At 69.9% G+C, this 24,810-nt stretch carries 23 protein-coding genes; 19 read left to right on the top strand and 4 right to left on the bottom strand.

The features are described 5' to 3' along the window. Positions 1-44: 44 nt before the first annotated feature. The 4 genes from WG923_RS13600 (at position 45) to WG923_RS13585 (ending at position 5,722) form a co-directional block, all read left to right on the top strand. Complete coding sequence (locus WG923_RS13600; RefSeq protein ID WP_340351510.1) at positions 45-815, top strand: creatininase; 771 nt, start codon at positions 45-47, stop codon at positions 813-815. A 441-nt stretch (positions 816-1,256) separates the two neighbouring features. Beyond that, entirely contained in the window at positions 1,257-2,468 is a 1,212-nt protein-coding gene (locus WG923_RS13595; RefSeq protein WP_340351509.1) for a M24 family metallopeptidase, read from the top strand. A gap of 234 nt (positions 2,469-2,702) precedes the next feature. After that, positions 2,703-4,163: a purine-cytosine permease family protein gene (locus WG923_RS13590; protein ID WP_340351508.1), complete on the top strand. Its 1,461-nt coding sequence runs from the start codon at positions 2,703-2,705 to the stop codon at positions 4,161-4,163. Positions 4,164-4,348: 185 nt separating this feature from the next. Next, positions 4,349-5,722, top strand: coding sequence for an MFS transporter (locus tag WG923_RS13585; RefSeq protein WP_340351507.1), 1,374 nt, complete (start codon positions 4,349-4,351; stop codon positions 5,720-5,722). A 35-nt stretch (positions 5,723-5,757) separates the two neighbouring features. Here WG923_RS13585 and WG923_RS13580 read toward each other — a convergent pair whose 3' ends face one another. Continuing rightward, complete coding sequence (locus tag WG923_RS13580) at positions 5,758-6,768, bottom strand: GlxA family transcriptional regulator (protein WP_340351506.1); 1,011 nt, start codon at positions 6,766-6,768, stop codon at positions 5,758-5,760. A 131-nt stretch (positions 6,769-6,899) separates the two neighbouring features. Here WG923_RS13580 and glyA point away from each other — a divergent pair, with 131 nt between their 5' ends. The 10 genes from glyA (at position 6,900) to WG923_RS13530 (ending at position 17,350) form a co-directional block, all read left to right on the top strand. Beyond that, positions 6,900-8,159 (top strand): serine hydroxymethyltransferase, encoded by a 1,260-nt coding sequence (gene glyA / locus WG923_RS13575; RefSeq protein ID WP_340351505.1) that lies wholly within the window; start codon positions 6,900-6,902, stop codon positions 8,157-8,159. A 10-nt stretch (positions 8,160-8,169) separates the two neighbouring features. Beyond that, positions 8,170-9,546 carry an L-serine ammonia-lyase gene (locus WG923_RS13570; protein ID WP_340351504.1) on the top strand — a complete coding sequence of 459 codons (1,377 nt, stop codon included), beginning with the start codon at positions 8,170-8,172 and terminating at the stop codon, positions 9,544-9,546. A 110-nt stretch (positions 9,547-9,656) separates the two neighbouring features. Then, positions 9,657-10,901 (top strand): sarcosine oxidase subunit beta family protein, encoded by a 1,245-nt coding sequence (locus tag WG923_RS13565; RefSeq protein ID WP_340351595.1) that lies wholly within the window; start codon positions 9,657-9,659, stop codon positions 10,899-10,901. A gap of 23 nt (positions 10,902-10,924) precedes the next feature. Further along, positions 10,925-11,236: a sarcosine oxidase subunit delta gene (locus WG923_RS13560; protein ID WP_340351503.1), complete on the top strand. Its 312-nt coding sequence runs from the start codon at positions 10,925-10,927 to the stop codon at positions 11,234-11,236. Then, positions 11,233-14,226 (top strand): sarcosine oxidase subunit alpha family protein, encoded by a 2,994-nt coding sequence (locus tag WG923_RS13555; protein ID WP_340351502.1) that lies wholly within the window; start codon positions 11,233-11,235, stop codon positions 14,224-14,226. Before WG923_RS13560 ends, WG923_RS13555 begins: the two co-directional genes overlap by 4 nt. Continuing rightward, entirely contained in the window at positions 14,219-14,821 is a 603-nt protein-coding gene (locus WG923_RS13550; protein WP_340351501.1) for a sarcosine oxidase subunit gamma, read from the top strand. Before WG923_RS13555 ends, WG923_RS13550 begins: the two co-directional genes overlap by 8 nt. Before the next feature lie 63 nt (positions 14,822-14,884). Further along, positions 14,885-15,763 carry a formyltetrahydrofolate deformylase gene (purU, locus tag WG923_RS13545; protein WP_340351500.1) on the top strand — a complete coding sequence of 293 codons (879 nt, stop codon included), beginning with the start codon at positions 14,885-14,887 and terminating at the stop codon, positions 15,761-15,763. Positions 15,764-15,849: 86 nt separating this feature from the next. Then, a complete protein-coding gene (locus tag WG923_RS13540; protein ID WP_340351499.1) occupies positions 15,850-16,194 on the top strand; it encodes a type II toxin-antitoxin system prevent-host-death family antitoxin in 345 nt (114 codons plus the stop codon). Continuing rightward, complete coding sequence (locus tag WG923_RS13535; RefSeq protein ID WP_340351498.1) at positions 16,195-16,827, top strand: AAA family ATPase; 633 nt, start codon at positions 16,195-16,197, stop codon at positions 16,825-16,827. 46 nt (positions 16,828-16,873) lie between these two features. Further along, positions 16,874-17,350 carry a DUF3617 domain-containing protein gene (locus tag WG923_RS13530; RefSeq protein WP_340351497.1) on the top strand — a complete coding sequence of 159 codons (477 nt, stop codon included), beginning with the start codon at positions 16,874-16,876 and terminating at the stop codon, positions 17,348-17,350. Between the two features lie 55 nt (positions 17,351-17,405). Here WG923_RS13530 and WG923_RS13525 read toward each other — a convergent pair whose 3' ends face one another. After that, positions 17,406-18,116 (bottom strand): GntR family transcriptional regulator, encoded by a 711-nt coding sequence (locus tag WG923_RS13525; RefSeq protein WP_340351496.1) that lies wholly within the window; start codon positions 18,114-18,116, stop codon positions 17,406-17,408. 109 nt (positions 18,117-18,225) lie between these two features. Here WG923_RS13525 and WG923_RS13520 point away from each other — a divergent pair, with 109 nt between their 5' ends. The 3 genes from WG923_RS13520 to WG923_RS13510 are packed head-to-tail and all read left to right on the top strand — an operon-like array spanning position 18,226 to position 21,503. After that, positions 18,226-19,200 (top strand): tripartite tricarboxylate transporter substrate binding protein, encoded by a 975-nt coding sequence (locus WG923_RS13520; RefSeq protein ID WP_340351495.1) that lies wholly within the window; start codon positions 18,226-18,228, stop codon positions 19,198-19,200. A gap of 10 nt (positions 19,201-19,210) precedes the next feature. Further along, positions 19,211-20,485, top strand: a complete 1,275-nt coding sequence (locus tag WG923_RS13515) for a glucarate dehydratase family protein (protein ID WP_340351494.1) — start codon at positions 19,211-19,213, stop codon at positions 20,483-20,485. Between the two features lie 25 nt (positions 20,486-20,510). Then, entirely contained in the window at positions 20,511-21,503 is a 993-nt protein-coding gene (locus WG923_RS13510) for a Bug family tripartite tricarboxylate transporter substrate binding protein (RefSeq protein WP_340351493.1), read from the top strand. Positions 21,504-21,516: 13 nt separating this feature from the next. On the opposite strand, the gene WG923_RS13505 is transcribed toward WG923_RS13510, so the two are convergent. Continuing rightward, the gene (locus WG923_RS13505) at positions 21,517-21,852 is read right to left on the bottom strand and encodes a sulfurtransferase TusA family protein (protein ID WP_340351492.1); all 336 of its coding nucleotides are present in this window, start codon (positions 21,850-21,852) and stop codon (positions 21,517-21,519) included. A 177-nt stretch (positions 21,853-22,029) separates the two neighbouring features. Here WG923_RS13505 and WG923_RS13500 point away from each other — a divergent pair, with 177 nt between their 5' ends. Together WG923_RS13500 and WG923_RS13495 are read left to right on the top strand one after the other, a co-directional pair. Further along, entirely contained in the window at positions 22,030-22,935 is a 906-nt protein-coding gene (locus tag WG923_RS13500) for a hypothetical protein (RefSeq protein ID WP_340351491.1), read from the top strand. 386 nt (positions 22,936-23,321) lie between these two features. Then, entirely contained in the window at positions 23,322-24,380 is a 1,059-nt protein-coding gene (locus WG923_RS13495) for a hypothetical protein (RefSeq protein ID WP_340351490.1), read from the top strand. Between the two features lie 17 nt (positions 24,381-24,397). Here the strand turns inward: WG923_RS13495 and WG923_RS13490 are convergent, their stop codons facing one another. Beyond that, complete coding sequence (locus WG923_RS13490; protein WP_340351489.1) at positions 24,398-24,727, bottom strand: SemiSWEET transporter; 330 nt, start codon at positions 24,725-24,727, stop codon at positions 24,398-24,400. Positions 24,728-24,810: the final 83 nt, after the last annotated feature.

Below are 24,810 nucleotides of genomic sequence, written 5' to 3'. Positions count from 1 at the left end.
GCCTTGGTCGGCGGGGCGCAGGATCGCAGGCAGAAAGGATCCCCATGGACAGCGTTCACATTTCCGAGCTGAGCTGGCCGGTGTACGACGAGAAGGTGCGTCATGGCAGGACGGTGGTGCTGCTGCCCATCGGGGCACTGGAGCAGCATGGTCCCCACATGTCGATGAACCCCGACGTCCTGCTGCCCACAGCGATGGCGGAGCGCGTGGCCCGCAACATCGGCGCGCTGGTGGCGCCGCCGATCGCCTACGGCTACAAGTCGCAGCAAAAGAGCGGCGGCGGCAACCACATGCCGGGCACCACCAGCCTGGACGGGCTGACCGTGGCCAGCACGATCAAGGACGTGCTCAAGGAGTTCGCGCGCCATGGCGTGCGCAAGGTGGCGCTGGTCAACGGCCACTTCGAGAACTCGATGTTCATCGTCGAAGGCGTGGACCTGGCGCTGCGCGAGCTGCGCTGGGAGGGGATCCGCGACTTCTCGGTGGTCGTGCTGTCGTACTGGGACTTCGTCACCGAGGACACGATCCGCGAGATCTATCCCTACGGCTTTCCGGGCTGGGCGGTGGAGCACGGCGGCGTGCTGGAGACCTCGCTGATGCTGCACCTGCATCCGCACCTGGTGGACATGAGCAAGGCCGTCGACCAGCCGCCCGCCACCTTCCCGCCGTACGACTTCTTCCCCACCAAGCCGCAGTGGACGCCGTGCTCCGGCTGCCTCTCGTCGGCCAAGCCCGCCTCCGCGGCCAAGGGCAAGCTGCTGCTGGAGGTCTGCGTCGAAGGCATCTCCAGCCAGTTGCGCACCGCGTTCGACTGAAACGCCGTCCGCCTCTCTTGGCGGGCGTGATGGCTTGGCTCGTTCTGTTGGCCGCGTCGCCGGCTTCGCTTGGGCCGGAGCCGGGCGCGCCAGCCCGCCTGGGCGAACGTCCCCCGGCGCGGGTGAGAACCGTTGCCCGCGCTGGCGCCGCTTCCGCGCCTCCTCCTTGATTTCGCCCTGGCGGGCTGGCCCGCCCGGCTCCTGCGTCGTGCGGCGACCGACGCATGCCGTCCCGTTCTCGTCGTGCCCAAGGTCCGCATCGCGGCGCAGGCGCATGCGCGTCCCGCACGTCGCGGCGTGCTGCGGTGGTCGCGACGGGCCTGCGGGAAAACCCCGTTGGTCGTCGTCGCAAACGCAAAACGCGATGTCGCAACACGGATGGGCCTGCACGGGTGCTGCACCACCATTGCTGCACCCACTACCGACCTGGAGAAGACACCGATGGACATGCCGCAACTCATCCGCCTGCGCAACGGCGACAAGGCCTGGAACAGCTTTTCGAAGGAGGAGTACGCCCGCCGCATCGCGGCGCTGCGTGCCCACCTGGCAGCGCAGGGCATCGATGCCGCGCTGTTCACCTCCAACCACAACATCGCCTACTACAGCGACTTCCTCTATTGCAGCTTCGGCCGCTTCTACGGGCTGGCGGTGACGCATGCGAAGACCACGGTGATCGCCGCCAACATCGACGGCGGCCAGCCCTGGCGCAAGGCGGTGGCCGACGACGCGCTGACCTACACCGACTGGCAGCGCGGCAACTACTTCCGTGCCGTCGCCGAGTCCCTGCCGGCGCGCGGGCGCGTCGGGGTCGAGTTCGACCACCTGCCGGTGGATCGCCTCAAGGCGCTGCGCGAGGCCGTGCCGAACGTGGAGTTCGTCGACATCTCGGCCGCCTGCATGCGCATGCGCATGGTCAAGAGCGCCGAGGAGATCGCCTTCATCGCCGCGGGCGCGCAGGTGTGCGACATCGGCGGCGCGGCGCTGGTCGCCGCCGTGAAGGAGGGCGTGCCCGAGCACGAGGTGGCGCTGGCCTCCACGGCCGCCATGGTGCGCGAGATCGCGCGCCGCTACCCCGGCAGCGAGCTGATGGACACCTGGACCTGGTTCCAGTCGGGCATCAACACCGACGGCGCGCACAACCCGGTCACCACGCGCCGGGTGCGCAAGGGCGACATCCTGAGCCTCAACTGCTTCTCGATGATCAGCGGCTACTACACCGCCCTCGAGCGCACGCTGTTCCTGGACCACGCGAGCGACGCCCACCTGAAGCTCTGGGAGATCAACTGCAAGGTGCACGACGAGGGCAAGAAGCTGCTGGTGCCGGGCGCGAAGTGCGGCGACATCGCGCGCCAGCTCAACGAGATCTACCTCGAGCACGACCTGCTGAAGTACCGCACCTTCGGCTACGGCCACAGCTTCGGCGTGCTGAGCCACTACTACGGGCGCGAGGCCGGGCTGGAGCTGCGCGAGGACATCGACACGGTGCTGGAGCCGGACATGGTGATCTCGATGGAGCCCATGATCATGCTGCCCGAGGGGATGCCGGGCGCGGGCGGCTACCGCGAGCACGACATTCTTGTCATTACCGAAACGGGCCATCGCAATCTCACCGGCTTCCCTTACGGGCCGAAGCACAACATCATCAAGGCTTGACGGCACCGGATCCGGGCGGGTTCGCCTGCCCGGTCCGATGCGGGCCGGCTCGGCGTGCGCCGCGCCGGTCCGGCGAGAGAAGAAGGTTGACGGCAGCGGTGCCTCGCCGGGGCCAGGACAGCTTCCTGGCCCCGGGAGCCGCTGCCGGTAGAGGGAGCCTGACGCTTGCACCGGCCCACCGGGTCGCCCGCGTCCAGGCGCCACGCACAAGGACACCTGCCTGGAGACTGGCAAATGACAACCCATAGCAGCAACGCCGCGGATCTCGAAGAGATCCTGCAACCCATCCCCGAACATCGGCGCACCACGAGCGTCTGGGGCCAGTTCTGGATCTGGTCGGGCGCGAACGTCGCGCCGATCAACTGGATCCTGGGCGCCCTCGGAATCAACCTGGGCCTCTCGCTGGCGGACACGATTGCCGTGCTGGTGATCGGCAACCTGGTGGGGATGCTCGGCTTCGGTGCCTTCGTCCTGCTCGGGCAACGCACCGGCGTCACCGGCATGGTGCTCTCCCGCGCCGCCTTCGGCCGCCACGGAGCCTACCTGCCGGCGGCCATCCAGGCGGCGCTGGCGGTCGGCTGGTGCGCGGTGAACACCTGGATCATTCTCGACCTGGTGATGGCACTGTTCGGCAAGATCGGCTGGGTCGACCCGGCCGCGGAGAACTTCTGGTGGCGCCTGTCGACCGCCGCCTTCATCATGACGATCCAGGTGGTCATCTGCTACATGGGCTACCGCGCCATCGCGGCGTTCGAGAAATGGACCGTGCCGCCCACGGTGCTGGTGCTGGTGGCCATGAGCCTGGTGGCCTGGACGCAGTTCCACATCGACTGGTCCTATGCCGGCCCGGCGGGCAAGGTCCTGACCGGCATGCCGCGCCTGGCCGCCATGAGCGGGGTGATGACGGCGATCGGCATCGGCTGGGGCATCGGCTGGTTCACGTATGCACCCGACTATTCGCGCTTCGTCTGCAAGTCCGTGCCGAAGCTGCGCCTGTACCTGGCCAGCACGCTGGGCCAGTTCATTCCCGTGGTGTGGCTGGGCGTGCTGGGCGCCACGCTGGCGACCAAGAGCGGCAGCGCCGACCCCGGCGCGCTGATCGTCGACAACTTCGGCGTGCTCGCCATTCCCGTGCTGGCGCTCGTCATCCACGGCCCGATCGCCACCAACATCATCAACCTCTACACCTTCGGCGTGGCGGCGCAGGCGATGGACATCAAGGTCTCCCGGCGCAAGCTGTCGATCCTGGTGGGCGTGTTCGCGATGGTCGCGGTCGTCTTCTTCATGAAGCAGAAGAACTTCGCCCATGCGCTGGATGCCTGGCTGATCTCCATCGTGGCCTGGGTCGCCACCTGGGGCGGCATCATGGCGGTGCACTTCTTCGTGTTCGAACGCAGGACGACGAGTTTCGAGTTCCTCTTCGAGGGGCCGGATTCCAGGCACATGCGCCGGTTCAACCCCGCGGCGCTGGTGGCCTTCTTCGGCGGACTGGCCTGCACCTACCTGTTCATGTTCGGAATCATCCCGCTGTTCCAGGGACCGATCGCCACCGCCATGGGCGGCGTGGATCTCTCCTGGCTCGCCGGGACCGTTTCCGCGGCGGGCCTGTATTACCTGCTGGGTGGCAAGTACGCCCGCAGCCAGGAGCGCGCAATGGCCGGCCACCGCCACGCATTTCAAGCCGTGAGCCAGTAAGCCCCGGGCGCGCGGCGGGTCCCCAGCGGCTCGCCGCGCCGCCGCCGCGGCCGTAGCCGCGCTCACGGCCTTCCCGCGACGCCGCCGCCAGGCGCGCGACAGCGCGGCGCTTCCGCCCACAGAGCGCGCGAGACCTTCCCGCCAGAGACAGGCGGCATCCTGAAGACAGCAGAGGAGACAGCACCATGAACACCAGCAACGCCTGGCCCGTGGCCGGGGAGCCTTACGGAGCCGATGCGCCGCGCGCCGCGTCCGCTGCGGCGGGCGCAACGGCAGCACGGGATCCGGCGCACCGCGGCACGCTGAGGAAGGCGGCCACCGCCAGCTTCATCGGCAATTTCGTCGAGTGGTTCGACTACGCATCCTACGGTTACCTGGCCGCCATCATCGCGGTGGTCTTCTTCCCGCGCAGCTCGCCGACCACCGGCTTGCTGGCGGCTTTCGGCGTGTTCGCCGTGTCCTTCGTCATCCGCCCGCTCGGCGGCATCGTGTGGGGCCATGTGGGGGACCGCATCGGCCGGCGCACGGCCCTGTCCCTGTCCATCCTGATCATGTCGGCGGCCACCTTCCTGATCGCGCTGCTTCCCACCTACGAGCAGGTGGGCCTGTGGGCGCCGGTGCTGCTGCTGCTGGTGCGCATCGTGCAGGGTTTCTCGGCCTCGGGCGAATATGCCGGTGCCTCGGCCTTCCTCGCCGAATACGCGCCGGAAGGCAAGCGCGGGCTCTACACGAGCATCGTGCCGGCGAGCACCGCCGCCGGCCTGCTGTTCGGGTCGCTGCTGGTGGCACTGATGCACGCCCTGCTCACGTCGGAGCAGATCCACGCCTGGGGCTGGCGGCTGCCGTTCCTGCTCGCCGCTCCCTTCGGGCTGATCGGCCGCTACATCCGGCTGCGGCTGGAGGACACGCCCCGGTTCCGTCAACTCGAACAGGCGCACCACGTGGAGGCCACGCCGATGCGCACGCTGCTCACCCATCACCGCCGCGCCATCGCGATCGCCTTCGGCGTGACCTGCCTGAACGCCGTGGCCTTCTACATCATCCTCAGCTACATGCCCACCTACCTGTCGACGGAGATGGGCGTCGGCGAGTCGCAGGCCTTCCTCGCCACGACCATCTCGCTGGCCGCCTACATCGGCCTGATCTTCGCCATGGGCACGCTGTCGGACCGCTTCGGCCGCAAGCGCATGCTGCTGGCTGCTTCGGTGCTGTTCATGCTCCTGACGGTGCCGCTCTTCATGGGGCTCGGCGGTGTCGGCTTCGCAGGGATCGTCGCCATCCAGATCGCGTTCGGCGCCTTGCTCACGATGAACGACGGCACGCTGCCGTGCTTCCTGTCCGAGATCTTCCCGACCTCGGTGCGCTACAGCGGGTTCGCCTTCACCTTCAATTCGGCCAACGCGCTCTTCGGCGGCACGGCGCCGCTACTGGCTACGTGGCTGATCTCCGCCAGCGGCAGCAAGCTTGCTCCCGCATGGCTGCTCGTTGCCGCGGCCGCCGTCGCCGCCGTGGCCATCCTCGCCAGCCGCGAAACGGCCTGGCGTTCGCTCGAGGACTGACGCGACGCGCTGGCGGCCTGGCGCGCGTGGCGCGCTCAGGCCGGCACGCGATCGGCATTCCGCGCGGCCTGGCGCAGCTCCCGCGGACTGACTCCCAGCGCCTTGCGCACCACGCGCGCGAAGCTGGCGCTGTCCTGGAAGCCGCACTCCAGCGACACCTCCGTCACCTCCAGATCCGTGTTCTGCAGCAGCCAGCGGGCGCGCTCCAGGCGCAGCCGCTGGCGGTAGCCGGCGGGGCTCAACCCCACGTCCTGCCGGAAGCGCCGCTCGAGCTGGCGGCGCCCGATCCCCAGCGGCGCGCACAGCTCCTCGATCGTGGCCGGCGAGTGCAGGTGCTGCTCCAGCAGCAGCATCGCCTTGTGCACCACCGTGTCGGTCGAGCGCACCGACAGCACTTCCTCCGGCTGCAGCGTGCGCGAGGGCAGGGGCTGCTCCTCGATCATGATGCGCAGCGCCTTCACCGCGCTGGCGCGCCCGATGGCCCGTTCGATCAGGTGCGCGGCGAGGTGCACGACGCTCGTGCCGCCCGCGCACGTCAGCCGGTCGCGGTCGACCACGAACATCTGGTTGGACACGACGCGGCACTCCGGGAACTCGGAGGCGAACTCCTCGCGGTGGAACCAGCTCACGCAGGCCAGGTGGCCATCGAGCAGGCCGGCGCGCGCCAGCACGAACGAGCCGGTGCACAGCCCCACGAGCTTGACGCCGGCGTCCGCGGCCTGGCGCAGGAACGCCGTCATGCGCGCCGGCACGTGCTGGCCGCCGTGCAGCAGGCCCCCCACCACCACCACGTAGTCGTAATCCTCCGGCGCGGCCAGCGGCGCGTCGGGCGTGACGCTCGCGCCGCAGCTGGAAACGATGGGCGCATCGCTCGCCCCGAGCACCGCCCAGCGCGCGAGCAGGGGCCGGCTGCGGTCGCCTTCATCGGCCGCCAGGCGCAGCGCATCGACGAAGCCGGCGAAGGCCGTCAGCGTGAAGCGCGGCGTCAGCACGAAGGCGACGCGCAGCTTGGGTTCCACCTTGGCGCGGTGCGGCGGCCTGGTCATGCGCACATCCTACCCCTCCAGAGGGCGGCGTGTCGCAAACCGCATCGCAGGCGACGCAATCGGCGCGGCGACGCCGGGCCCCTGAACCGAAGATGCCTCACCGTTCGCCAACCGTTCCAAGGACCCCCGCCATGTATCTCTACAAGGAGCTCACGCTCAAGGCCGTCGACCCCGACCTGTGGGCCGTCGTGCAGCAGGAACACGACCGCCAGGAGCATCACATCGAGCTGATCGCGAGCGAGAACTACGCCTCGCCCGCGGTGATGGCCGCCCAGGGCAGCCAGCTCACGAACAAGTACGCCGAGGGCTACCCGGGCAAGCGCTACTACGGCGGCTGCGAGTACGTCGACCTCGCGGAGCAGCTCGCGATCGATCGCCTGCGGCAGCTGTTCGGCGCCGACACGCACGGCTGGGCGGCCAACGTGCAGCCGCATTCCGGCGCGCAGGCCAACGAGGCGGTGTTCATGGCCCTGATGAAGCCCGGCGACACCTTCATGGGCATGAACCTCGCCGAGGGCGGACACCTCAGCCACGGCATGCCGCTGAACATGAGCGGCAAGTGGTTCAACGTCGTGAGCTACGGCCTGAACGAGCACGAGGAGATCGACTACGAGGCCATGGAGCGCAAGGCGCACGAGAGCAGGCCCAAGATCATCATCGCCGGCGCCTCGGCCTACGCGCTGCGCATCGACTTCGAGCGCTTCGCCCGGGTCGCCAAGGACGTGGGCGCGCTGCTGATGGTGGACATGGCGCACTACGCCGGCCTCATCGCCGCGGGCGTCTATCCCAACCCCATCCCGCACGCCGACATCGTCACCAGCACGACCCACAAGAGCCTGCGCGGCCCGCGCGGCGGCATCATCCTGATGCGTCCCGAGCACGAGAAGGCGATCAACAGCGCGGTGTTCCCCGGCCTGCAGGGCGGGCCGCTCATGCACGTCATCGCGGCCAAGGCGGTGGCCTTCAAGGAAGCGCTGCAGCCGGAGTTCCGCCGCTACCAGCAGCAGGTGCTGAAGAACGCCGCGGCGCTGGCGCAGACGCTCACCGGGCGCGGGCTGCGCATCGTGAGCGGGCGCACCGAGAGCCACCTGATGCTGGTCGACCTGCGGCCCAAGGGCCTCACGGGCAAGGCCGCCGAGGCGCTGCTCGGTCGCGCCAACATCACGGTCAACAAGAACGCGATCCCCAAGGACCCCGAAAAGCCGATGGTCACGAGCGGCGTGCGCCTGGGCGCGCCGGCGATGACCACGCGCGGCTTCAAGGAGCACGAGGCGCGGCGCGTGGGCAACCTGATCGCGGACCTGCTGGACCACCCGGGCGACGAGTCGGTGCTGGCGCGGGTGCGCACCGAGGTGGCCCTGCTGACGGGCGACTTCCCGGTCTACGCGTGAGGACCGCGCCATGACCGTCAGCACTTTCGACCTGTTCAAGATCGGCATCGGGCCGAGCAGCTCGCACACGGTGGGGCCGATGCGAGCGGCCAACCTGTTCCTGGCCGGCCTGCGCGAGGACGGCCTGCTGGAAGCAGTGCAGCGCGTGCGCTGCACCTTCCACGGCTCGCTCGGCGCCACCGGCAAGGGCCACGGCAGCGACAAGGCCGTGATCCTGGGCCTCGAAGGCGAGGAGCCGGACGGGGTGGACCCCGACGGCATCGACGCGCGGCTGCGGGCCATCCGCGAGCAGCGCACGCTGCGGCTGGGGGGGCGCCACCCCATCTTCTTCGACGAGCGCGAGAGCCTCGTGTTCCGCCGGGAGACGCTGGCCTTCCATCCGAACGGGATGAAGCTCACCGCCTACGGCGAGGCCGGGCGGGCGCTGTGCGAGCGCACCTACTACTCGGTGGGCGGGGGCTTCGTGGTGCGGCAGGACGCGCAGGGCGAGCCGCAGCTCGTACCCGACACGCGCGAGCTGCCGTACCGGTTTTCCACCGGCGAGGAACTGCTGCGGCAGTGCCGCGACAACGGCCTGTCGATCGCGCAGGTGATGTGGTGCAACGAACTCGCGTGGCGCAGCGGCGAGCAGGTGGCGACCGGCCTGGCGCGGATCTGGGCGGCGATGCAGGGCTGCGTGCGGCGCGGCATCGCCGCCGAAGGCACGCTGCCCGGCGGCTTCAAGGTGCCGCGCCGGGCCGCGGACTTCCACCGCCGCCTGACCGCCAGCCCGGAAGCGGCCCTGCGCGACCCGCTGCAGGTGCTGGACTGGGTCAACCTGTACGCGCTCGCGGTGAACGAGGAGAACGCTGCGGGCGGGCGCGTCGTGACGGCACCCACCAACGGCGCCGCCGGCATCGTGCCCGCCGTGTTGCACTACTACCACCGCTTCATCGCGGGGGCCAACGACCAGGGCGTGTCCGACTTCCTGCTCACGGCCGCCGCCATCGCCATTCTCTACAAGGAGAACGCCTCGATCTCCGGCGCCGAGGTCGGCTGCCAGGGCGAGGTGGGCGTCGCCTGCTCGATGGCCGCGGGGGCGCTCTGCGCGGTCCTCGGCGGCACGCCGGAGCAGGTGGAGAACGCCGCCGAGATCGCGATGGAGCACCACCTGGGACTCACCTGCGACCCGGTGGGCGGCCTGGTGCAGATCCCGTGCATCGAGCGCAACGCGATCGGCGCCGTCAAGGCGATCAATTCGGCGCGCATGGCGCTGCGCGGCAACGGCACCCATCGCGTGAGCCTCGACCAGGTGATCAAGACGATGCGCGAGACGGGCGCCGACATGAAGACGAAATACAAGGAAACCTCCCGCGGCGGCCTCGCGGTCAACGTCGTCGAGTGCTGAATGGCCCACCCCCGAAGCGCCTGCGGCGCCTCCCCCTCAAGGGGGCGCCACCAGCGGCCCGGCAAAGCCGGTTCCGCGGTGGCACCCGAACGTCGATGAAAGGAACAATGATGCAGAAATTCTCGATCTGGTCCCTGGTGCGCAATGCGCTCTCGTACCACGAAGGCTGGCAGCGGCAATGGCGTTCGCCCGAGCCCAAGCGCGAATACGACGTGGTCGTCGTCGGCGGCGGCGGCCACGGGCTGGCCACGGCCTATTACCTCGCCAAGGAGCACGGCCTGACCAACGTCGCCGTGGTCGAACGCGGCTGGCTGGGCGGCGGCAACACGGCGCGCAACACCACCATCGTGCGTTCCAACTACCTGTGGGACGAGGCCACGCAGCTGTACGAGAAGTCGATGAAGCTGTGGGAGGACCTGTCGCAGGCCCTCAACTACAACGTGATGTTCAGCCAGCGCGGGGTGATGAACCTCGGGCACACGCTGCAGGACATGCGCGACATCGAGCGGCGGGTGAACGCCAACCGCCTCAACGGCGTCGATGCGGAGGTGCTCACGCCGCAGCAGATCCAGGCGATGCTGCCCTTCATCAACCTGAACTCGCGCTACCCGGTGCTCGGTGCCTCGTTCCAGCGCCGCGCCGGGGTGGCCCGCCACGACGCGGTGGCCTGGGGCTTCGCCCGCGCCGCCGACGCCCATGGCGTCGACATCCTGCAGAACTGCGAGGTGACGGGCATCCGGCGCGAGGGCGGGGCGGTGGTCGGGGTGGACACCGCGCGCGGCTTCATCAAGGCGAAGAAGGTGGCCGTGGTGGCGGCAGGGCACTCGAGCGTGCTGGCCGACATGGCGGGCCTCCGGCTGCCGCTGGAGTGCCATCCGCTGCAGGCGCTGGTCTCCGAGCCGCTGAAGCCGATCTTCCCGACCGTCGTCATGAGCAACGCGATCCACGCCTACATCAGCCAGGCGGACAAGGGCGACCTGGTGATCGGCGCCGGCATCGACCAGTACGCGGGCTACGGCCAGCGGGGCAGCTACCACGTGATCGAAGGCACGCTGCAGGCGATCGTGGAGCTGTTCCCGCTGTTCTCGCGCGTGCGCATGAACCGGCAATGGGGCGGCATCGTGGACGTGTCGCCGGACGCCTGTCCCATCATCGGTCTCACGCCCGTGAAGGGCCTCTACTTCAACTGCGGCTGGGGCACCGGAGGCTTCAAGGCCACGCCGGGCTCGGGCTGGGTCATGGCGCACACCATCGCGCAGGACCGGCCGCACCCGCTCAACGAAGCGTTCTCGCTGGACCGCTTCTCCACCGGCCACCTGATCGACGAGCACGGCGCCGCCGCCGTCGCCCACTGATCCCATTCAAGAGGAGACACGCCATGTTGCAGATCCATTGCCCCTGGTGCGGGCCCCGCGCCGAACTCGAATTCACCTGCGGCGGCGAGGGCGGCATCGCCCGCCCGCTCGACACCGCCTCGCTCTCCGATGCGCAATGGGGGGACTACGTCTTCATGCGCAAGAACCCCAAGGGCGTGCACCACGAGCAGTGGCGCCACTCCAGCGGTTGCGGCCGCTGGTTCAACGCGCTGCGCGACACCGTGAACTACCGCATCCACGCCACCTGGCGCATCGGCGAGCCGATGCCGGTGGCGGAGGGCCACGCCGGCGCGGCGGCGAGGAGCGCCGCATGAACGCCCGCCTGGCCGACGGCGGCCGCATCGACCGCACGCGCACCCTGCGTTTCACCTTCAACGGCCGCGCTTACGCAGGCCATCCCGGCGACACGCTGGCCTCGGCGCTGCTGGCCAACGGCGTGTCCCTGGTGGCGCGCAGCTGGAAGTACCACCGCCCGCGCGGCATCCTCAGCGCCGGGGTGGAGGAGCCCAATGCACTCGTGCAGCTGTTCGACGGCGCGCGGACGGTGCCGAACGCGCGCATGACCGAAGTCAGCCTGGTGGACGGGCTGGTGGCCGGCACGGTGAACGCGCGGCCCAGCGTGGAGTTCGACCTGAAGTCGGTCAACGGCTGGTTCTCCCGCCTCATGCCGGCCGGCTTCTACTACAAGACCTTCATGGCCTCGCAGGCGGCGTGGCACTTCTTCGAGAAGCACATCCGCGCCGCCAGCGGCCTGGGCGCCTCGCCCACGGTGCCCGATCCCGACCGCTACGAGAAGCGCTTCGCCCATTGCGACGTGCTGGTGGTGGGCGGCGGCCTTGCCGGCCTGACGGCGGCGCTGGCCGCCGGGCGCAGCGGCGCCCGCGTGATCCTGTGCGACGAACAGGCCGAACCCGGCGGCTGGCTGCTCTCCAGCGACGAGCGCATCGACCGCGTCCCGGCCGGCCAATGGGTGCAGCAGGCGCTGCGCGAACTCGCCGGGCTGCCGGAGGTGCGCGTGCTTGCGCGCACCACCGCCTTCGGCTACCACGACCACGACTTCGTCACGCTGGTGGAGCGTCGCGCCGACCACCTGCCGGCGGGCCAGGGGCCCGTGTTCCGCGAGCGCCTGTGGAAGGTGCGGGCGCGGCGCGTGGTGATCGCCACCGGCGCGCACGAGCGGCCGCTGGTGTTCGGCAACAACGACCTGCCGGGGATCATGCTGGCCTCGGCCGTGTCGACCTACGTGCGGCGCTACGCGGTGCTGCCCGGGCGCAAGGCCGTGGTGTTCACCAACAACGATGCCGGTTACGACGCGGCGCTCGCGCTGCACGGGGCGCAGGCGTCCGTGGTGGTGGTCGATGCGCGCGGCGAGTCGGACGGCACGCTGTCGCTGAGGGCGCGCGCCCGGGGCATCGAGATCCTGGCCGGCCACGTCGTCGTCGAAGCGCGCGGCGGCAAGCGCGTGGCCGGCGTGCAGGTCCAGCGCATCGGCGCCGATGGCGCCCTGGCCGGTGCGCCGCGCACGCTGGCGTGCGACCTGGTCGCGGTGTCCGGCGGCTTCAGCCCCGTGATCCACCTGCAGTGCCAGGCCGGCAGCAAGCCGGTGTGGGACGACGAGCGCGCGGCCTTCCTGCCCGGCAAGCCCGCGCAGTCCGAGTCCTCCGCGGGCGGCTGCAACGGGCAGCAGAGCCTGTTCCTCTGCGCGCACGACGGCTGGGCCGCCGGCGCGGCCGCGGCGCAGGCCACGGGCTTCGAGGTGCCGGCCAGCGCCGCGCCCGCCGTCTCCGAGCTCGACCCCGGCCGGCTGCGGCCGCTGTGGCTGGTGCCGCATCCCAAGGGCGTGAGCCGCGCGCCCAAGCAGTTCGTCGACCTGCAGAACGACGTGGCCGCCTCCGACATCCACCTGGCGGTGCGCGAAGGCTTCGAGTCGATCGAGCACGTCAAGCGCTTCACCGCCATGGGCTTCGGCACCGACCAGGGCAAGACGGGCAACATCAACGGCATGGGCATCGCGGCGCAGGCGCTGGGCAAGTCCATCCCGCAGGTCGGCACGACGACCTTCCGCCCGAACTACACGCCCGTGACCTTCGGCGCGGTCGCCGGGCTGGAGCTGGGCGATGCGTTCGAGCCCGTGCGCACGACCGCCATGCACGACTGGCACGTGCGGCAGGGGGCGCGCTTCGAGGACGTCGGCCAGTGGAAGCGGCCCTGGTACTACCCGCGCGCGGGCGAGGACCTGCACGCCGCCGTGCGGCGCGAGGTGCTGGCGGTGCGCGAGCGCGTGGGCATGCTCGATGCCTCCACGCTCGGCAAGATCGACATCCAGGGCCCCGATGCCGCCACGCTGCTGAACTGGGTGTACACGAATGCCTGGTCCAAGCTGGAAGTGGGCAAGTGCCGCTACGGCCTCATGCTCAACGAGAACGGCATGGTGTTCGACGACGGCGTGACGGTGCGCCTGGGCGAGAACCACTTCCTGATGCACACGACCACCGGCGGGGCGGCGCGCGTGCTGGCCTGGCTGGAGCGCTGGCTGCAGACCGAGTGGCCGCACCTGAAGGTCTACCTTACGACCGTCACGGACCACTGGGCGACCACCGTGGTGGCCGGGCCGAAGAGCCGCGACACGCTGCGCAAGCTGTGCCCGGACGTCGACTTCGACGATGCGGCGTTCCCCTTCATGTCGTACCGCGAAGGCACGGTGGCCGGGGTGAAGGCGCGCATCATGCGCATCAGCTTCTCGGGCGAACGCAGCTACGAGGTCAACGTGCCGGCGGCCGACGGCCAGCGCGTGTGGGAGGCGATCCACGCGGCCGGCAGCCCGTTCGGCATCACGCCCTACGGCACCGAGACGATGCACGTGCTGCGCGCCGAGAAGGGCTACATCATCGTCGGCCAGGACACCGACGGCTCGGTGACGCCGATCGACCTGGGCATGGGCGGCATGGTGGCCAAGACCAAGGACTGCCTCGGCAAGCGCTCGCTGGCCCGCAGCGACACCGCGCGGGAGGGCCGCAAGCAGTTCGTCGGCCTCCTCACGGACGACCCGCAGCTCGTGCTGGATGAAGGCGCGCAGGTCCTCGACGAGCCGGCGCAGCGCATTCCGGCCCGCATGGCCGGGCACGTCACCTCCAGCTATGCCAGTCCCACGCTGGGCCGCTCGATCGCGCTCGCCATGGTGCGCGGCGGCGCGCAGCGCATCGGGCAGCGCGTGCACGTGAGCATGCGCGGCGGCCGCACCGCGACCGCCACCGTCGCCAGCCCCGTCTTCCTCGACCCCCACTCGGAGCGCCAGAATGCCTGAAGTCCTCGAACGCAAGCCCGCTGCCGGCACCCTGCCGGCCACCTCGCTGTCTCCCGCGCCGAAGTCCCTGATCGCGGGCTGGCGGGAGGGCCTCGCCATCGTCAACCTGCGCGGCCCCGCCGACGATGCGCCCTGGCGCCAGGGCGTCGAACGCACGCTCGGCGTCGCGCTGCCCGACAAGCCGGGCAGCACCGAAGGCGCCGCCGTGCGCGTCGTCTGGGCCGGCCCGGACGACTGGTTCGTGATCGGGCCCAAGGGCCAGGCGCAGGTGCTGACCGAGCGCCTGCGGCAGGCCGTCGCGGGCTCGCACCATGCGGTGACCGACGTCAGCAGCGGCTACACGGTGCTGCACCTGGCCGGCGCCCCGGCGCGCCACGTGCTGGCCCAGGGCTGTCCGCTGGACCTGCATCCGCGCGTGTTCGGGCGCGGCGACTGTGCCGGTTCGCAGTTCTTCAAGGCCTCGGTGTGGCTGTGGCAGGCCGACGATGGCCCGACCTACGAAGTCCTCGTGCGCCGCAGCTTCATGGGCTACGTGTGGCTGATGATCGAGCGTGCCAGCGCGGAGTGCGGGCTGGTGACGAGGCGCTTCGCGTGAATACGACGCAGCGCCATGCGCGGGCCGCCGTGCCCGCGCGCGTGCCGGACGAAAGGACCTGCGATGGACGCCAGCCGGCTTGACGAAGGGCGCTTCTGCCTGACCCTGGCCTGCCGCAGCGCCCGCGGCCAGGTGGCAACGGTGACGGCGCTGCTGGAGCGGCACGGGGCCTATGTCGAGGAGTTCGCGGTGTTCGACGACGTGCCGAGCGAACGCTTCTACGTGCGCACGGTGTTTCGCCTGCCGGCCGCGACGCGGCAGGACCTCGCGGCGCTGCGTGCGGCCTATGCCAAGGTGCTGGCGGGCTTCGCCGATGCCGAGGGCGCCATCCACGACACGCGGCGGCCGGCGAGGGTGCTGATCATGGTGTCCAGGGCGGACCACTGCCTGCACGAGCTGCTGGCGCAGCGCCGGCGCGGCGAGCTGCCCATGGAGGTGGTCGCCGTGGTGTCCAACCACGCCGACCTGGAACCGATCGCGAAGGCCGAAGGCCTGCCGTTCCACCACTTCCCGATCGCGCCCGAGACGAAGGCGCAGCAGGAGGCGCAGGTGCTGCGCTGCATCCGCGAGTCCGGCGCCGAGCTGGTGGTGCTGGCGCGCTACATGCAGGTGCTGTCGGAAGACCTGTGCCGGCAACTGGCGGGACGCGTCGTCAACATCCATCATTCCTTCCTGCCGGGATTCAAGGGCGCACGTCCGTACGAGCAGGCCCATGCCCGCGGCGTGAAGCTGATCGGCGCCACGGCGCATTTCGCCACCACCGACCTGGACGAGGGGCCCATCATCGAGCAGGCCCTGGAACGGGTCGACCACGCCTTCAGCCCGCAGCAGTTGCTGAGCGCCGGCCGGCACGTCGAGTGCCTGGTGCTCGGGCGGGCGCTGCGCTACCTGCTCGAACACCGGGTTTTCATCAACGGCCTGCGGACGGTGGTGTTGCGATGAGGCCTGGCCGTGCCAGAAGTTGGCGCCCTTTGGTAAAATGCCATTGGATGCCATTTCTGGCATAATCAGTTCATCCAGGAGCCCGCATGATTGCCGAACTGCCCAAGCTCGAGGACCTGCCGCGCCAGACCGCCTCGGACGTGAAGAACAAGTGGCGGGAAGTCGTGCGCGAAGTCCGCGCAGCCGGGAGCGTGGCGATCACCAGCCATTCTTCGGTGGAAGTGGTGCTGGTGGACGCCGATGCCTATCGGGAACTGGCGGCGAGCGCCGCGGCGTTCAGGGAGCGGGAGACCCTGATCCTCGACCAGCTGTCGGCGCAGTTCAAGGAACGCCTGGCCAGCTTGCAGGTCCCCGATGCCGGCGCCAGGGCGGCGGCCGTGTTCCAGCGCCGGGGCAAGCTGTCCAACCGGCCGAAGGCTGGCACGTTCTAGGTGCGCCCCTTCGTCCTCGTTCTTGCCGGCGTCAACGGAGCCGGCAAGAGTTCGGTCCTGAGCGCGCTCCTGGCGGACCAGGGGCTCGACTGGTTCAACCCCGACCGCTACGCCGCCGCGCTGGCGCGCGGCCTGGGGCTCGGCCTGCAGGAGGCGAACGGCCAGGCGTGGCAGCACGGCAAGTCGCTGCTGGAACACGCACTCGCCAACGGGCGCAATTTCGCTTTCGAGACGACCCTGGGCGGCAACACGATCACGCGCCTGCTGCGCCAGGCAGCGAAGACGCACGACGTGCTGATGCTCTATTGCGGCCTGGCGTCGCCCGAGCTCCACATCGCGCGGGTCGCCCAGCGCGTCGCCCACCGGGGCCACCCCATCCCGGAGGAGAAGATCCGCGAGCGCTGGAACACCTCGCGGGCCAACCTCGTGCAACTGCTGCCCGTGCTCTCGCGCCTGCAGGTGTTCGACAACAGCCGGTCGGTCGCACCCGGCCAGGACATCCCGGATCCCACCCTCGTGCTCGATCTGGACGGCGGGCGCATCGTCTTTCCCGATGTCCTGTCGCCCGGGATGCTCGCCGCGGTTCCCGAGTGGGCGCAGCCGATCCTGGAAGCGGCGATCCAGCAGCAGTGAAGCCGCGCAGACGGGGCAGGCAAGGCACGCGGTTACGATCACGCCGATGCAAGTGCACTGCCGCCGGATCCGGTCGAACACGCTGGCGTGGCTCGCCGGACTGCTCGCCGCGACGTGCCTCGTGGCCGGCGCAGCAACGCCGGTCCCGGTCCCGGTCGCGATGGGCGACTACGAGCTGACGACCGAGACCGTGCTGCCGCACCTCGAGGAGGCGCTGCGCTACGCCACGACGCGCACGCGCCAATGCCTGCGCGAGCCCGACGCCACGAGCCTCTTCCCGCTGCTGCAGCACCAGGCTTTCACCGGGTGCACCCTGGTTCCCGATGCGCAGGCCCGGAACACGCTGCGCTTCACCCTGCAATGCCGCAACCCCGAGGCCGCCAGCGGGTCGGCGGCGTTCGAAGTCGAGGCGAACTCGGTGGCGGCGGTGCTGGAGATCAAGATGGGCGGCAAGAACATGACCCTGTCGCAAAGGCTGCACGGGCGGCGCGTCGGTGCCTGTGCCGCCTCCGGCGCGAGGTGAGGGGAGGGTGGGGCGCCTCGCCGTGCCCCGCTCGATGGCGCGGCGTGCTTGCGCGTCACACTACGTATTCGGGGTGCTCGTGGCGGATCTGCTCGATCTGCCCCAGCGTGCCCGACAGGTGCTCCCGCACCCGCTCGCGTGCTTCCTCCGCGTTGCCTGAAGCGATCGCTTCGACGATCTTCCTGTGGTCGCGCACCACCGCCTTCGCCTTGCCCGCCGTGGGCAGGTGCAGCCGGCGCAGGCGATCCACGTGGCCGCTGCGACGCCGCACCAGGTCGAACAGGTCCGGCACGCCGGCCGCGACGTACATGAGCCGGTGGAATTCGCGGTCCGCGGCGATGAACTTGTCGTAGTCGCCCGCCGCGGCGAGGGCCGACTGGATGTCCACCTGCGCACGCAGTTGCGCGACCAGCAGCTCCGATGGATGGGTCGCCAGCGTGCCCGCCACCTCCAGCTCGATCGCCCGGCGCAGGAAGTGCGCCTGCAGCGCCTGCGCGAGGTCGATGCGGCTCACCACCGTGGCGTGCTGCGGGAAGATGTCGACGAGGCCTTCCTCGCTCAGCTTGATCAGCGCATCGCGCACCGGCGTCTGGCTCACGCCGAACATGTCGGCCAGTTCCGTGCGCGCCAGCACGGCGCCGGGCGCCAGTTCCAGGGCCAGGATCTTCTCGCGCAGGCTGTCGAACACCTGCGGCGCGGCCTGCCGCCTGGGATCCAGCGACTTCGGCTTGCGGGTATGGGTCGAGGCGCGCAGGGCTGTCGGCATGCGCCGATTCTACGGGGTCGCGCTGCATTGACGCACTAATATATTTGTGTTTCACTGCTGCCGTCGCGGCGCCCGCCGCACCGAACCCCGTCCCCGAGGAGACCCGCCCATGAAGCGCCGCCAGGCACTCACCTGCATCGCCGCGTCCATCGCCGCACCCGCCTTTGCGCAGGGCAGCGAATGGCCCGCCGCCAAGCCGATCACCTATGTCGTGCCCTTCACGCCGGGCGGATCGACCGACGTGGTCGGCCGCACCGTCGCCGAGAAGCTGGCCGCGGCGCTCAAGCAGTCGGTGGTGATCGACAACAGGCCGGGGCAGGGCGGCGGCATCGGCGCGTCGTACGTGGCCAAGGCGCCGGCGGACGGCTACACGCTGTTCGGCGGCACGATCAGCACGCATGCGATCAACGCCAGCCTGTACAAGAACCTGTCGTACGACCCGGTGAAGGACTTCGAGCCGGTGGCGCTGGTCGCCTTCCTGCCCAACGTGCTGCTGGTCGACCCGAACCTGGGCGTGAACAACGTCCAGGACCTGATCGCGCTGCTCAAGCGCGAGCCGAACCGGCGCACCTTCGCGTCCTCGGGCAACGGCACCTCGACGCACCTCGCGGGCGAGATGTTCGCCGACCTGATCGGCGTGCCGCTCACGCACGTGCCGTACAAGGGCACGCCGCCGGCGATGGTGGACGTGGCCGCGGGCCAGGTCACCTTCATGTTCGACCAGATGACGGCGGCCCTGCCGCTGCTGCAGGGCGGCAAGCTCAAGCTGCTGGCCGTGACCACGGGCAAGCGCATGGCGCTGTCGCCGAACACGCCGACGATGATCGAGTCCGGCGTTCCGGGCTTCGAGATGTCCTCGTGGCAGGCGATCTACGCGCCCAAGGGCACGCCCAGGCCCATCGTGCAGCGCCTGTCGCAGGAGATCGCCAGGGCGCTGAAGCAGCCGGACGTGCAGGACAAGCTGGGCCGGCAGATGGGCATGGAGATCGTCGCCGGCGGGCCCGAGGAACTCGCCGCGCTCATGGCCCGGGAGATTCCGCGCTGGGCCGCCCTGGTCAGGAAGTCGGGCGCGAGCGCGAACTGAAGGCCGCCGCATGAGCCGCGACATCCGCATCTCCCACGTCCGCATCACGCCCGTCGCCTTCCGCGACGGCCCGCTGCTCAATGCCGCCGGCATCCACGAACCGTGGGCGCTGCGGGCGATCCTCGAGGTGGAGACTTCCGACGGCCGCATCGGCCTGGCCGAAACCTACGGCGATGCGCCCATGCTCGCCGTGCTGGAGCAGGCGCGGCCGCACGTCGTGGGGCTCTCCCCGTTCGCGCTGAACTTGATGGAGGAGCGGCTGAAGGCTGCGATCCGCCCCGTGCCCGGCGCCGTGGAATACACGCTGGCCCCCGGCTCGCATGCCGCCAAGAACGCCGCCAAGGCGATCAGCGCCTTCGAAGTGGCGATGCTCGACCTGCAGGGGCAGGCCGTCGGCGCGCCGGTGGTCGACCTCCTGGGCGGCGCGGTGCGCTCCGAGGTGGCTTACAGCGCCTACCTGTTCTTCAAGTACGCCGAGCACCATGGCCGCCCCTACGAGCCGGACGCCTGGGGCGAAGGCATCAGCCCGCAGCAGGTCGTGGCGCAGGCCCGACGCATGATCGCCCTCTACGGCTTCCAGAGCATCAAGCTCAAGGGCGGCGTGTTCGAGCCGCGGCACGAGATCGCGTGCATCCGCGCGTTGAGCGAGGCGTTCCGCGGCATGCCGCTGCGCCTGGACCCGAACGCGAACTGGTCGGTCGCCACGAGCAAGCGCGCCGCCGAGGAACTGGACGACCTGCTGGAGTACTACGAGGACCCGTGCCCGGGCCTGGACGGCATGGCCGAACTGGCGCGCCACACGCGGCTGCCGCTGGCCACCAACATGGTGGTGACGACCATGGAGGAATTCCGCCGGAACGTGGAGAAGAAGGCCGTCAAGGTGATCCTGTCGGACCACCACTACTGGGGCGGCCTGCGCGCCACCCGGCAGCTCGCGCGCATGTGCGCGCTGTGGGAGCTGGGGATGTCCATGCACTCCAACTCGCACCTGGGCATCAGCCTGGTGGCGATGACGCACGTGGCGGCGGCGATCCCCAACCTCTCCTACGCCTGCGACACGCACTACCCGTGGCAGGACGAGGACATCGTGCGCGGCGGTCGCATCGCCTTCAAGGATGGCGCGGTGGCCGTGCCGACGCGGCCGGGCCTGGGCGTCGAACTCGATCGCCAAGCGCTGGCGAAGCTGCACGATCAGTACCTCGCCTGCGGCATCCGCAACCGCGACGACCGCCGGCAGATGCAGAAATACGATCCGTCGTTCACCGGCGCGACGCCGCGCTACTGAGCCAGAGAACCCGAGGAGATCTTCGATGCAGCAATCCATTGCCCTTTCGCGCCGCGGCATCGCCGGCCTGGCGCTCGCGGCCGGCGCCCTCGCACTGGCCGCCGGCGCGCATGCGCAAGCCTGGCCCGCCAAGCCCGTGACCATCGTCGTGCCCTTCGCCCCGGGTGGGGGCACCGACATCGGCACGCGGATCGTGGCGCAGAAGCTCTCGCAGCTCTGGGGCCAGTCGGTGCTGGTGGACAACCGCGCCGGGGCCGGCGGCAACGTCGGGCTCGATGTGGTCGCGCGCGCGAAGCCGGACGGCTACACGCTGCTGACGGGCAACGTGGGCACGCAGTCCATCAATCCCACGCTGTACAAGAAGCTCAGCTACAACCCCGATGCGGCCTTCACGCCGATCGGACTGCTCGCCGAACTGCCCTTCGTGCTCGCGGCCACCAATTCGCTGCCGGCGAAGAACGTGCGCGAACTCGTGGCCATGGCCAAGGCCTCGCCGGACAAGTTCACCTACGCGAGCTCGGGCAACGGCGGCTCTCCGCACCTGTCGGCGGAGACTTTCAAGATCGCCACCGGCACCAGGATCCTGCACGTGCCCTACAAGGGCGGCGGCGCCGCGATGACGGACCTGATGGCCGGCAACGTGCACCTGCTGTTCGCCTCCGTGCTGGAGCTGTCCGGCCACATCAAGGCCGGCAAGCTCAAGGCGCTGGCCATCGCCAGCAGGCAGCGCGTGGCCGCGCTGCCGGACGTGCCGACGCTGGAGGAAAGCGGCGTGAGCGGCGCCGAATCGGGCTCGTGGCTCGGCCTGCTCGCGCCCGCGGGCACGCCCGCCGCCATCGTGGAGAAGGTCTCGCACGACCTGCAGCAGGTGCTGGCGCTGCCCGAAGTGCAGCAGCAATTGCTGGCGCAGGGGGCGGTGGCGAAGGGCGGCACGCCGGCGGAGTTCGCCGGCCTGATCGCCGCCGACCGCAGGCGCTACGCGCGGATCATCGTCGAGAACAACCTGTCGGCGGACTGAAGGCGCGGCGGCCTCAGCGCCGCTTGCGCAGCAGGTGCACGAAGTCCTCGCCGGCGACGTCCTGCGACACCAGTTCGAGGCTCACGTCGTACTTGGCCAGCGCCTGGAATTCGGCGAGCGAGCCGTGATAGGCGGTGGTCACGCGCAATTCCTCGCCGGGCCGCATGCCACGCAAGGCGCGGTGGGCTTCCAGCAGCGGCAGCGGCGCCGAGAGGGCGCGCGCGTCGATCTCGCGCACGCCGGCCACGCCCGGCGGTGGAACGGGGGCCGTGGTGGGCTGGGGGGCTTCTTGCGGCAGTGCGCCGAAACCCGACACGAATTCGCGTTCGCCGTGGCTGAGTCTGGACATGCCTGCCTTCCTGATGCTCGACTTTACCGCCATCTTCCGGGCGGGCGTGGTCTCCTGCGCGCCGGGGTGACTGCTTTTCGCGACAGTCGCGGCGCCGCGCTTTTGTCCGACAAGGCCCGGCCGCGCGGTTCGACAACAATCCTGCCGCGGCGAAACCGCATTTACGGGAGAAGACCAATGAAGAAGAGCCCAGCCCACGTTCCCCGCACCGCGGCCGCCGCGGTGCTCCTGCTGCTCGCGGCCCAAGCCGCGCAGGCGCAGACAGCGGGCGGTACCAACGCGGGTCCCACGGTGCGTGGCGACCGCCAGACCTCGATCACGACGCAAGTCCAGCGCAACGTGCCGCGCGCGCAGCGCAGCGACCCGACCAGCCGCTTCCGGCCGGCGGATCCCCTGGGCGGCGACGACAAGCCCGACGTGCTGCTGGACATCCCCAACCTGTCGGTCGACGAGATCAAGCTGGACGTGCAGAACCTGCAGGCGCACGTCTCGCTCGATGCGCGGGTCGCCAACCTGGTGAAGATCACCGCGGGCGTGGATGCGAGCATCGACAAGGTCAACCTCGACATCAAGGGCGTGAAGGCCAGCGTGCTGCTGATCGTGCGGCTGGAGAACGTGCGCGAGATCGTGACGAAGACGCTCGACACGCTGGACAAGAACCCGCAGCTCGTCGAGCGGCTGCTGCAGACCGTGGACAACACGGTGGGCACGGTGGGCGGTGTCGCCAACACGGCGCTGCAGCCGGGCGGCGTGATCTCGCAGACCGTCAACACACTGGGCCAGACCGTCACGCGCACCGTGGATACGGCCGGCAACCTGCTGGAGCGGACCGTCGACCAGGCCGGCAACGTCCTGTCCTCGCGCACCGTGGGGCGGGCGCTGGACCTGCCCGTGCTGCGCGAGACCACCAACACCGCCGGCCAGGTGGTGCGCCAGGTGCGAGACGCGAGCGGCACGGTGCTGGAGCTGACGCTCGACCGCGCCGGCCAGGTGGTGAGTTCACGGGTGCTGAGCCAGGCCGGGGCCGGTGGGGCCACCGCGCCCGCGCGGCCGGGCACGGTCGCGCCCGCGCCGGCGCGCTAGCACGGCATCCGCACGCGCGGCCGCACGGAGTTCGAGCGGCCGCGCAGTGCGTGGCAGGCCTCCGGCGAGGCGAGCCGCGCGCGACCTATGCCGGCGCTGATCCAGCACTCCTCCGATTGCGCGGGCAAGAACCTACTGTTTCCTGGTGAAGGAATTCCAGCCGAGTTGCCGTGCTCTCTTCAAGAATCCGCCGTGCAGTTCAACGTGGCACTTTCGACAGCGGAGGAATCATGGCGGGTGGCGCAAATCGGTGGAGAGTGGCAGCCCTGTGCCTGGGGCTCGTCCTCGGGCTTGCGGGGTGTGGCGGTGGAGGGGGTGGAGGCGCGGAGCCCACCGGCGTTCCCGCGGCTGGCGGCGGGACACAGCCGCCAGCCAGCACGCCGCAGGTGTCGCTGACCATGCTTTCGCCGCCCCTTCGCGACGTGACGTACGAAGGGCTTCCGGCACACCAGAAGCGCGTGGAGATCGGGTATGCCGGCGATGTGGCTGCCCTGACGGGCCGCGTGGTCTACGTGAAGCTCGTCCAGCCGGACTCCGTTTACCTGTTCGACTCCATCGTCCAGCCTGGCGCGGGACAGTCGGTGCTCTTCACCCTGGCCGGCAATGCGTTGCACACCTTCGCCGCCGGGCATGCGACGGGCACGCTGCAGTTATTCGTCTGCGTGGACACCCCCGACTGCGCCACTCCGTTGGGCAATTCGCCGCTGCGGCTGGAGTACGACATCGAAGTCCTGGCGGGTTTGGCCTTCTCCGCGAATTCCCTGGAACAGACCACGAATTTCGGTGCCGCGGTGCCGGCCAGCGAGCTGGCGGTGACGCTGCCTTCGGGAGCGTCGGACTGGTTCTACACCCCCATCTCCACGCCGGCGGATGCGCTCCAGGCTTCCGTGTTCCTCGTTCCATCGTGGATGCATCGCAGCGGAAACACCATCACCTTCGCGCCTCCGGCGGACCTCGTGCCCGGCGTCTACGCTCAGGAGTTCCAGTTCACGACGGTGGTGCCCGACCCGGTATTCCCCTCGCAGCCGCAGCAGCTCGTGCGAAGACTGCTGGTCAGGCATACCGTGGTGGCAACGGGCATCTATGTGGCCACGCCCGCGTCGGTCGAGATCACCCAGTCGCTGAGTGCCAATCCGGCCGGTCTGCCGACGCCGACCCTCGTCAGCCAGGTGGGGGGAAGGTTTCACCGGCTGGGCGTGCGCAGTGACTCCCATCCCCCCGCGGCCGAGGGCCATCCGCTGCTGGCCACCTGGCTGGTGGAAGGGCAGGATGCGAACGCCAGCCGGCCGAGTTACGAGATCCATTACTGCGGTCTTGACGAGTTGGCGTCGCGCATCTGCCTGCCGGAAGGCACTTACCGTGGGGTCCAGCTCATGCGTCACATAGCGCCGAACGGAACGGAGACGGATTTCGAAATTCCCATCGCGTTCACGGTGACACCGTAGCAACTGCGCAGGGGACATCAGGCGCGTGCCATGCGCGCCTTCCTCTCGCCAGGACCTTCCTGCTTGTCCGCGGTCCGCGCCTGCGGCGCGTTGCGTCCGTACCTGATGCGCATCACCAGCACCGGGATGGCCAGCATCAGCGTCGTCGAGTTCGCGATCATCATCGGCACTTCGCCGAGCACGATGCCGTAGGCCAGCCACACGGCCACGCCGAGTGTGAAGAGGGTGTACATCTTCACGGAGATGCCGCTCACGTCCTTGGTGCGGAAGGTGCGCCAGGCCTGCGGCACGAAGGAAACGGTGGTCAGGGTGGCGGCGAGGTAGCCGAGTGCGTCGGAGACTTGCATGCCGCCATTGGAGCGCGGCCTTGCGTGGCGCCCGATAGGTGCCGCGAGCGAGTGCCTGTCAGCCGGACGCTGATGGCTCGGCT

This window comes from Ramlibacter sp. AN1133 (genome assembly GCF_037890035.1).
Taxonomy (GTDB): domain Bacteria; phylum Pseudomonadota; class Gammaproteobacteria; order Burkholderiales; family Burkholderiaceae_C; genus Ramlibacter.
Note: the sequence above shows the minus strand (reverse complement) of the source record. Positions and strands in the feature narration are given on the sequence as shown.

Coding starts and splice junctions, on each gene's coding strand:
- WG923_RS13600 (WP_340351510.1), top strand. CDS start 45: ATGGACAGCGTTCACATTTCCGAGCTGAGCTGGCCGGTGTACGACGAG.
- WG923_RS13595 (WP_340351509.1), top strand. CDS start 1,257: ATGGACATGCCGCAACTCATCCGCCTGCGCAACGGCGACAAGGCCTGG.
- WG923_RS13590 (WP_340351508.1), top strand. CDS start 2,703: ATGACAACCCATAGCAGCAACGCCGCGGATCTCGAAGAGATCCTGCAA.
- WG923_RS13585 (WP_340351507.1), top strand. CDS start 4,349: ATGAACACCAGCAACGCCTGGCCCGTGGCCGGGGAGCCTTACGGAGCC.
- WG923_RS13580 (WP_340351506.1), bottom strand. CDS start 6,768: ATGACCAGGCCGCCGCACCGCGCCAAGGTGGAACCCAAGCTGCGCGTC.
- glyA (WP_340351505.1), top strand. CDS start 6,900: ATGTATCTCTACAAGGAGCTCACGCTCAAGGCCGTCGACCCCGACCTG.
- WG923_RS13570 (WP_340351504.1), top strand. CDS start 8,170: ATGACCGTCAGCACTTTCGACCTGTTCAAGATCGGCATCGGGCCGAGC.
- WG923_RS13565 (WP_340351595.1), top strand. CDS start 9,657: ATGCAGAAATTCTCGATCTGGTCCCTGGTGCGCAATGCGCTCTCGTAC.
- WG923_RS13560 (WP_340351503.1), top strand. CDS start 10,925: ATGTTGCAGATCCATTGCCCCTGGTGCGGGCCCCGCGCCGAACTCGAA.
- WG923_RS13555 (WP_340351502.1), top strand. CDS start 11,233: ATGAACGCCCGCCTGGCCGACGGCGGCCGCATCGACCGCACGCGCACC.
- WG923_RS13550 (WP_340351501.1), top strand. CDS start 14,219: ATGCCTGAAGTCCTCGAACGCAAGCCCGCTGCCGGCACCCTGCCGGCC.
- purU (WP_340351500.1), top strand. CDS start 14,885: ATGGACGCCAGCCGGCTTGACGAAGGGCGCTTCTGCCTGACCCTGGCC.
- WG923_RS13540 (WP_340351499.1), top strand. CDS start 15,850: ATGATTGCCGAACTGCCCAAGCTCGAGGACCTGCCGCGCCAGACCGCC.
- WG923_RS13530 (WP_340351497.1), top strand. CDS start 16,874: ATGCAAGTGCACTGCCGCCGGATCCGGTCGAACACGCTGGCGTGGCTC.
- WG923_RS13525 (WP_340351496.1), bottom strand. CDS start 18,116: ATGCCGACAGCCCTGCGCGCCTCGACCCATACCCGCAAGCCGAAGTCG.
- WG923_RS13520 (WP_340351495.1), top strand. CDS start 18,226: ATGAAGCGCCGCCAGGCACTCACCTGCATCGCCGCGTCCATCGCCGCA.
- WG923_RS13515 (WP_340351494.1), top strand. CDS start 19,211: ATGAGCCGCGACATCCGCATCTCCCACGTCCGCATCACGCCCGTCGCC.
- WG923_RS13510 (WP_340351493.1), top strand. CDS start 20,511: ATGCAGCAATCCATTGCCCTTTCGCGCCGCGGCATCGCCGGCCTGGCG.
- WG923_RS13505 (WP_340351492.1), bottom strand. CDS start 21,852: ATGTCCAGACTCAGCCACGGCGAACGCGAATTCGTGTCGGGTTTCGGC.
- WG923_RS13500 (WP_340351491.1), top strand. CDS start 22,030: ATGAAGAAGAGCCCAGCCCACGTTCCCCGCACCGCGGCCGCCGCGGTG.
- WG923_RS13490 (WP_340351489.1), bottom strand. CDS start 24,727: ATGCAAGTCTCCGACGCACTCGGCTACCTCGCCGCCACCCTGACCACC.